This window comes from Candidatus Binatus sp., assembly GCF_030646925.1.
Classification (GTDB): Bacteria; Desulfobacterota; Binatia; order Binatales; family Binataceae; genus Binatus.
In genome coordinates, this window is sequence record NZ_JAUSKL010000119.1 from 1 (window position 1) to 7,247 (window position 7,247).

Genomic DNA, 7,247 nt, shown 5'->3' on the forward strand with positions numbered 1-7,247 from the left:
TGCTCATTGACCCCAAGGCCGTCGTAGCCCATCTGGTCCGCATACTCGAGCTGATCCAGGTAGTCGTTGTAGTGGCGATGTCCGACTTTTGGATCGTACAGGTCGCGCGGGATATCGACCCACACGCTGTGATATTTTTCCTTGAAGTCGTCGGGCAGAAACCGGTAGGGCATCAGATGGAACCACGTGAATTTCATAACCTTTCTCCTTTGCGGTCGTGGCACTCCCGTCGTTCTTACGCCGGGGTGGGGACGCTGACCTCCTGCGAATCCTGGATTTTGCTATTCCTTGCGCGGGAAGTGCGAACCGCGCTCGCTGCCTTTTTTCTGATTGGCGCGCGGGCGTGGGAATTGCCATTGCGGCGCGCGCCGAGTTGCGATGCCGCCAGGTGAAGTTCGAGCGCCTCATCGAGAAAGTGCTCGGGATTCAGCCCGGTGACATCGCGGAAAAAGTTGTCGTCACCCATCAGCATGAATGCGCCGTTCATGCTCGCCCAGATGACCGCGGCGGTTTTCTTGGGACCCATCGAGTTCGCGATCACTCCGCTTTCAAATGCGCGCCGAACCGTGCTCTCCCATAGTCCGAAAACTTCGTGGCCCAGATCCATCACGCGCTCGAAATTGCGCAACTCGGCGGCGCGCTTCAGGCGCTTCTGAAGCTGCGTGTACACCACCGAATGCTGCGAAATGAACAGTTCGCGCGATTCGCGCTGGTAGTCGAGATACGCCGAGGCGGTGGTCTTGAGCTCGTCGAGCGGGTCGAGCCCGCGCGCGAAGATCTCGACGTAGCTGGCGCGCAGCCGATCCATCCGCTCCGCGATCAGGCTCAGGTACAAGTCATCGCGCGAAGCGAAGTACAGATAGATCGTGCCGACGGCCACTTCGGCTTCCCGCGCGACCATCTCGATCGTCGCGCCTTCGAGGCCGTGGCGCGCGAACACCAACGCCGCGGCGTCGAGGATCGCCTGCCCACGTGCATGACGCTCGCGGCGATGCCGTTCCTGAACGCTCATTGCAGCGTCTCCCGCACACGGCCCGCAGTCCGTACTGAATGATGCTTCATATTCTGAACTGAAGCTCATAGCTCGGTTCCGTCCAACTGTCAAACCCGAAAATCATGGATTCTACCGCCACCCCTTTGCGCCGTCTCGCGATTTTATTCCAGCGGTTGACTCGGCGGATAGTGCGCGTAGTGTGCTTGGAGATTCGCGCGGGGAAGCCGGTCGAAGTCCGGCGCTGCCCCGCAACTGTAAGGCGAGATGATCTCGCTTAGCCAGGAGACCGCGCGAATCGACGAAGCCGCAACGACCTTCGCGGGTGAGGGAGGCTTCAGGAGTGTCACGACCGCGAATCGCGCCGCTCGGCGCGCGCTGGCTCTGGTCGCTCCTGGCCGCTTCCGTCGCCTCGCGAAGTATTGGCCACGCGACCTTGCACGACGACCAGACTAAATCGCATCGCGCTGACGACCGGCACTATCGGCGCCACCTCGCGTCGCTGGCGGCGTCGATAGCGGCGCACGCCGCGCTGATCGGTGCGATCGTTTTTTTCGCACCGAGGATCAGCAAACCGCATGGCGACTGGGTGCTCGCGTACCTGGTCGAGATCGGCGAAGGGAGTGCGGGCGGCGGCCGCTCCGCGCGATCGTCGGCGGGCAGCGCGGCGACCGTCAATGCCGAGACGGGCCCGGTTGCGATGCCGCGGCCCACGACGATTCATCGCGATCGAGTGCGCGTTTCGATGCGCCGACGCGAGGAACTATCGCCGCATCGAGATGATCGCGTCGATGAAATCGCGAGCCACACTCCTGCCCCTAAGGCGCCGCCGATCGATGCGGCCATGTCCCGTCGCGGGTCCGCCTCGGGTGAGGCGGACGCGGTTGATCGCGGCAAGCTCAATCGGAGCGGCGCCGATCCGCCAGGCTTTAGTGGCATCGGTGACGGAACAGGGTCGGGTAGCGGAATCGGCACGGGCGGCGGTGGCGGCGGTCGGACCGCGCTCGCGCATGCCGACTATGGAACGAATCCAGCGCCGATTTATCCGGCAATCGCGCGGCGACATGAGGAACAGGGCACGGTGACGCTCCGTGTCCTGGTCGGCGCCGACGGTCGAGTCGAGCGCGTCGAAATTTCGGACTCGTCGGGATACGACGCGCTGGACGACTCGGCGGTCGAGACCGTTGCAAAAAAATGGCGATTTGAGCCGGCCCACCGCGACGGCGTCGCGTTCGAGAGCTGGGTGCTGGTGCCGATTCGATTCGCATTGACAGAGGCAAACAGTGGGCGTTAATCCTTCGGCAAGAGTATCGTGCTAACCGCGATACTCCGTGGTATAAGGCGATTTCCAAGAGGAGGGTAGGAAGGACATGACTGCAAAACCAAGTACTACTCTGGCGGCGGCGGCGATTGTGATCGCGATCCTGGGGAGTGCGCTGAGTGCGAACGCGATCGAAGTAAAGAAGAAACTCATGATGCCGGGTCCGAGTGATTCCTCCGGCGGTCCGGCCTCGGGTCCACCGCCCGCAAATCCTATGAACGCGGGGCAAAGGCAGGCGCTGCAAGATGCGGTCGCGAGCGACTCTGAACAATCACTCGCCGAAGAGAGCGAGAAAAAATCGTCAGGCCAGAACTACGTCGATCTTGATCACGCTAAATTCAGTTATATGCCGACGTCCAGTACCGTCACGGCCAAGCTCAGCGCGCCCGAGTGCAAGGGCAAGAAGGGCGGCGCCTCGAGCTGCACCAAGACTGGCACCGAAAAGACGCTTGTCTTCAAGTACAAGATAGACGGCAACAAGCTCGCGCAGGCCGATCCGCCGAAGTGGGAAGAGGCCGCAGCCGACACCAAAGAGGCCAAGAAGAAATAACGGTAGCATCGCGAGGATCGCGCGATGTGAACCGTCGCGCAAATGCGGCCCGCAGATACCAGCGCGGTTTCAAATCGCGCGGAAGAGATATCGTCGGGCCGCATCGCTTTAGTGTCGTCGTTGTCGGACAATTCATTTATCGTGAAGCAGAAAATCCAGGATGACCTGAAGGCCGCGATGAAAAGCGGCGACAAACTCCGCATGATGGCGCTGCGCAGCGTGCTGTCCGAGATGTCGCGCCTCGAAAAAGACGTGCGGCGCGATCCCAACGACGCCGAGATTCTGCAAATTATCAAGCGTGAGCGCGCCAAGCGCGAGGAATCGCTCGAGTTCGCGCGCAAAGCCAGTCGCCAGGATCTGATCGAGCAGAACGAGACCGAGGCGAAGATCCTGCAATCGTATCTGCCCGCGACCGCTTCGGCCGACGATGTCCGCGCTGAGATTCAGTCTGCGATTGCCGCCGGCGTCGCCCAGATGGGCGCTCTGATGAAGGCTTTGCGCGATAAGTTCGGCGCAAGCCTCGACGGCAAACTCGCAAGCGAACTCGCGAAGGAAGCGCTCGCCAAGAAATAGCGCGGCCGCCCGAGCAGGCAGCCGCGCTTTCGGATTCGCGATTCGATCTAGTGGCGCTTGCCGCCGCCGACCAGATCCGCAAACGGATTGTTCGCGCTGGTACTCCCCTGACCCGCCATCATCCCGCCGTCTACCGCGATCGCCTGCCCGGTCAGGAACGACGCGTCGTCCGACGCGAGGAACGTCACTACCTTGGCGATTTCGATTGGCTGGCCCATCCGGCCGATCGGATGCATCCCGTCGAGCAGTTTGCGCGCGCCTTCCATCTGACCGAAAATTCGCGCTACCAGCGGCGTATCGATCACGCCGGGGCATACGCAATTGACGCGCACGCCGAACGGACCGAACTCGAGCGCCGCCGCCTTCGTAAGCCCGACCACGCCGTGCTTGGCGGCGTTGTACGCCGAGAGTCCCGGGCTGCCGATCAGTCCCGCCACCGACGCCGTGCTGATAATCGATCCGCGCCGCTGTTCGATCATTACCTTGCCGCCGAACTTGAGTCCCCAGAACACGCCGTCGAGGTCGATGCGAATCGTCTCGCGATATTCTTCCTCGGTGGTATCGACCAACGAAGCGCTGATCCCGATTCCGGCGTTGTTGTACATCACGTCGAGCCGCCCGAACTTGTCCGTCGCGTGCTTGACCAGCGCTTCAACCTGTTTGGCTTCGCGCACATCGGTCGGGACGAAGGTAGCGCCGCAAGCCTGGGCGACTTTCGCGCCCGCGCTGCTTTCAAGATCGCCGATGATCACCTTGGCGCCTTCAGCCGCGAAATTTTCTGCGGTCGCCTTGCCGATTCCCGACGCGCCGCCCGTCACGATCGCTACCCGATCCTGAAGTTTTCCCTGTGCCATGATTTTTCCCTCCGTCGCCAAACGCTGACGCTAGAACCTTTGCTATCGCACACCAGCATTCGATTTTGCCAGCGCGACGCGCGATGCCGGTTCCGGAACCCCCTCGCAATATGAGGCGAATCCGGCGAGATTAGCCTCATATCATGATGCGAATCGTATTGACCTCTGACGCGAATGCATAGATATTCACCTCATTACCTGATGTGAATATGTATATCTGGGAATTGCCTGAATGGCCTCATTTTCGTTGGAACTCTGATCGACTGCTTCCTGGGCTCGCGAAGGCTCATTTGAAGCAAGGACGACTGCTCGGTCGAATGGAGCGGCTTGGCTTCGACCTGCAGCTCGACGCCGAACTACAGGCCATAACCGAGGAGGCCCTGAAAAGTTCGGAAATCGAAGGCGAAATTCTCGATCCCGCTGGCGTTCGCTCGTCAGTCGCGCGCCGTCTGGGCGTCCCCGACGCAGCGATGCATCCCGAGGATAAGGATCGCCGCGCCGAAGGTATTGTTGAGATGACGCTCGATGCCACCAAAAACTTCGCTGCCTCATTGACGCGCGAACGGCTTTTCGCATGGCAAGCCGCCCTCTTTCCAACCGGGCGTTCGGGTCTTAAACCGGTCAAGGTCGGCGCATGGCGAGACGAGTCCTCCGACCCCATGCAGGTGCTTTCGGGGCCCCATGGCCGTGAAAGGGTTCATTTTGAGGCACCCCCGGCAGCCCGCACCGAGACCGAAATGGAGGCCTTCCTCGCATGGTTCAACGAGCGTCCAGCCAGTGATGGCATCGTTCAAGCTGCCGTCGCGCATCTGTGGTTTGTGACCATACACCCATTTGAGAACGGGAATGGACGAGTAGCTCGCGCGCTGGCTGACATGAGCCTCGCGCGCTCCGAAAATTTGGCTCAGCGATTCTACAGCCTCTCGGGCCAGATCCGCCGCGACCGAGCGGAATACTACGGCTCACTCGAAAGCACGCAGAAAGGCGATCTGGATATCACGGCGCGTTTGCTCTGGTTCACCGAGTGCTTTTCCAGGGCGTTGGACGCGGCCGAACAGGCTTGTCGCGGGGTACTGCGAAAAGCGGATTTCTGGCAGCGCTACACGCTTAGTGACCTGAACGAACGGCAGAGGAAAGTGCTCAATCGATACCTTGATGGTTTCGAGGGCAAGCTGACGGCGCGGAAATGGAGAGCAATTGCCAAGTGCTCGATAGCGACGGCGCAGCGTGACATCAAGGAGCTCGCCGATCGAGGTCTTCTTATCCGCAATGAAGGCGGCAGCAAGAACACGAGTTACGACATAGCCGATCCCGACGTCGCCAACATTCGGGCGCCCATCGAAAGACCGCGATGACAGCTGATTGAACCTCACTTCCTTTTCTGCACCTGGATCATGATGCCGCCCAAGCGCGCCGCGTTTAGCGCGCGGCGCGCGACGCCGGTTGACGACAAACTGCCTTTCCCTGTAGCACTTGGACGTAATCCCAAAGCCCGTCCCAGAGGTAAATCCCCGATGCCGATCGATTTCACGATGCCGCCGCACGTAACCGAACTGCGCGACAAGGTCCGCGCGTTCATCAAGGAAGAAATCGAGCCCGCCGAAGCCGCGATGCAAAAAAGCGGTAGCTGGCGCGACGGCATCATCGAGCTCAGGCGCAACGCGCGTCAGCGTGGACTGTGGCTGCCGCACATGCCGCCGGAATTTGGCGGTCTAGGCCTCGACGCGATGGCGATCGCGATGATTTCCGCGGAGTGCGGGCGCAATCGGATCGCGTCGTTCATCCTCAATGTCCAGGCGCCGGACGAAGGCAACATGCATACGCTGCTGCATTTCGCGACGCCTGAGCAGAAAGAAAAATATCTGCGGCCGCTATGCGAAGGCAAAATCAGATCCTGCTTTGCGATGACGGAGCCAGAAGTGGCCGGCTCCGATCCAACCCAAATCAAAACCGCGGCGGTGAAGCAGGGCGACAACTGGGTTATCAACGGGAACAAGTGGTTCATCTCGGGCGCGCACGGAGCGAAGTTCGCGATCGTGATGGCGAAGACCGACCCCGAGGCCGATCCGCCGCAGGCGCGCAACTCGGCGTTCATCGTCGATTTGCCGAATCCGGGCTTCAGAATCGTGCGCGATATCGACACGATGGCCGGCAAGGGCAATCACTGCGAGATCGCGCTCGAGAATTGCATCGTGCCGGCGGACGCGATGCTCGGTCCGCGCGGACAGGGGCATACGCTGGGGCAGGTCCGGCTTGGCCCGGCGCGCCTTGCGCATTGCATGCGATGGATTGGCAGCACCGAAGTTGCGCTCGAGATGCTGGTGAAGCGCGCGATGGAGCGCCGGGTGCAAGGCGGCTTGCTGATCGATAAGCAGGCGATCCAGTTCATGATCTCGGAATCGACGATGGAGCTTTACACCGCGAAGCTGATGGTGCTGCACGCGGCGTATCTGATCGAAAAGAAGCTGCCGTTTCGCCAGGAAGTCTCGATGGCGAAGCATCACGTGGCGAACATGCTGTGGAAGGTCACCGATCGCGCGATCCAGGTGCACGGCGCGCTCGGCTACTCGACCGACACGCCGCTCGAATCGATGCTGCGGCATGCGCGATCGGCGCGGTTGGTCGATGGCGCGGACGAAGTACACATGACGCAGATCGCGCGCCACGTGATCGAGGCATTCAAGCGCGACGGCTCGACCCGCGCGGCGACCGGCGCCGGCCTGCTCTAAATTTTCGCGAACCGGCGGAGGCACAGATGGCACAAGGAAAAGCCGAACCTTTCACGATCGCGGTCTCCGACGAAGCGCTCGGCGATTTGCGCGCGCGGCTCGAGCGCACGCGCTTTCCCGACGAGGTGCCTGACACCGGCTGGGAGTACGGTGCCAATTTGAGCTACATGCGCGAACTGGTCGAGTACTGGCGCACGAAATACGACTGGCGCGCGCAGGAGCGTGCGCT

8 protein-coding genes, 1 pseudogene and 1 riboswitch are annotated in these 7,247 nt (G+C 61.3%); of the genes and pseudogenes, 6 read left to right on the top strand and 3 right to left on the bottom strand.

The window, feature by feature from the left end:
* Together Q7S58_RS20105 and Q7S58_RS20110 are read right to left on the bottom strand one after the other, a co-directional pair.
* Nucleotides 1–197, bottom strand: a pseudogene (locus Q7S58_RS20105) (flavin-dependent oxidoreductase); the annotation flags it as partial.
* 38 nt (nucleotides 198–235) lie between these two features.
* Nucleotides 236–1,012, bottom strand: coding sequence for a TetR/AcrR family transcriptional regulator (locus Q7S58_RS20110; RefSeq protein ID WP_304830301.1), 777 nt, complete (start codon nucleotides 1,010–1,012; stop codon nucleotides 236–238).
* A 157-nt stretch (nucleotides 1,013–1,169) separates the two neighbouring features.
* Nucleotides 1,170–1,303: riboswitch (cobalamin riboswitch) on the top strand.
* A gap of 31 nt (nucleotides 1,304–1,334) precedes the next feature.
* Between Q7S58_RS20110 and Q7S58_RS20115 the strand changes: the two genes are divergently transcribed.
* From Q7S58_RS20115 to Q7S58_RS20125, 3 genes are all read left to right on the top strand, one after another.
* On the top strand, nucleotides 1,335–2,285 hold the full coding sequence (locus tag Q7S58_RS20115; RefSeq protein ID WP_304830303.1) for an energy transducer TonB: 951 nt from the start codon (nucleotides 1,335–1,337) through the stop codon (nucleotides 2,283–2,285).
* A gap of 76 nt (nucleotides 2,286–2,361) precedes the next feature.
* Nucleotides 2,362–2,862, top strand: coding sequence for a hypothetical protein (locus tag Q7S58_RS20120; RefSeq protein WP_304830306.1), 501 nt, complete (start codon nucleotides 2,362–2,364; stop codon nucleotides 2,860–2,862).
* Nucleotides 2,863–2,904: 42 nt separating this feature from the next.
* A complete protein-coding gene (locus tag Q7S58_RS20125; protein ID WP_304830308.1) occupies nucleotides 2,905–3,435 on the top strand; it encodes a GatB/YqeY domain-containing protein in 531 nt (176 codons plus the stop codon).
* Nucleotides 3,436–3,482: 47 nt separating this feature from the next.
* Here the strand turns inward: Q7S58_RS20125 and Q7S58_RS20130 are convergent, their stop codons facing one another.
* Nucleotides 3,483–4,289, bottom strand: a complete 807-nt coding sequence (locus Q7S58_RS20130) for an SDR family NAD(P)-dependent oxidoreductase (protein ID WP_304830310.1) — start codon at nucleotides 4,287–4,289, stop codon at nucleotides 3,483–3,485.
* Nucleotides 4,290–4,498: 209 nt separating this feature from the next.
* Between Q7S58_RS20130 and Q7S58_RS20135 the strand changes: the two genes are divergently transcribed.
* The 3 genes from Q7S58_RS20135 to Q7S58_RS20145 all read left to right on the top strand — a co-directional run.
* Nucleotides 4,499–5,644: a Fic family protein gene (locus tag Q7S58_RS20135; protein ID WP_304830312.1), complete on the top strand. Its 1,146-nt coding sequence runs from the start codon at nucleotides 4,499–4,501 to the stop codon at nucleotides 5,642–5,644.
* Between the two features lie 159 nt (nucleotides 5,645–5,803).
* Nucleotides 5,804–7,018: an acyl-CoA dehydrogenase family protein gene (locus tag Q7S58_RS20140; protein WP_304830314.1), complete on the top strand. Its 1,215-nt coding sequence runs from the start codon at nucleotides 5,804–5,806 to the stop codon at nucleotides 7,016–7,018.
* Between the two features lie 26 nt (nucleotides 7,019–7,044).
* Nucleotides 7,045–7,247, top strand: a 203-nt coding sequence (locus tag Q7S58_RS20145; protein ID WP_304830316.1) for an epoxide hydrolase N-terminal domain-containing protein, incomplete at its 3' end; no start/stop codon positions are given.

Bases quoted from the DNA above. Each gene is read 5' to 3' on its own strand.
- Q7S58_RS20140 (WP_304830314.1), top strand. From the start codon at position 5,804: ATGCCGATCGATTTCACGATGCCGCCGCACGTAACCGAACTGCGCGAC.
- Q7S58_RS20110 (WP_304830301.1), bottom strand. From the start codon at position 1,012: ATGAGCGTTCAGGAACGGCATCGCCGCGAGCGTCATGCACGTGGGCAG.
- Q7S58_RS20135 (WP_304830312.1), top strand. From the start codon at position 4,499: ATGTATATCTGGGAATTGCCTGAATGGCCTCATTTTCGTTGGAACTCT.
- Q7S58_RS20130 (WP_304830310.1), bottom strand. From the start codon at position 4,289: ATGGCACAGGGAAAACTTCAGGATCGGGTAGCGATCGTGACGGGCGGC.
- Q7S58_RS20120 (WP_304830306.1), top strand. From the start codon at position 2,362: ATGACTGCAAAACCAAGTACTACTCTGGCGGCGGCGGCGATTGTGATC.
- Q7S58_RS20125 (WP_304830308.1), top strand. From the start codon at position 2,905: ATGCGGCCCGCAGATACCAGCGCGGTTTCAAATCGCGCGGAAGAGATA.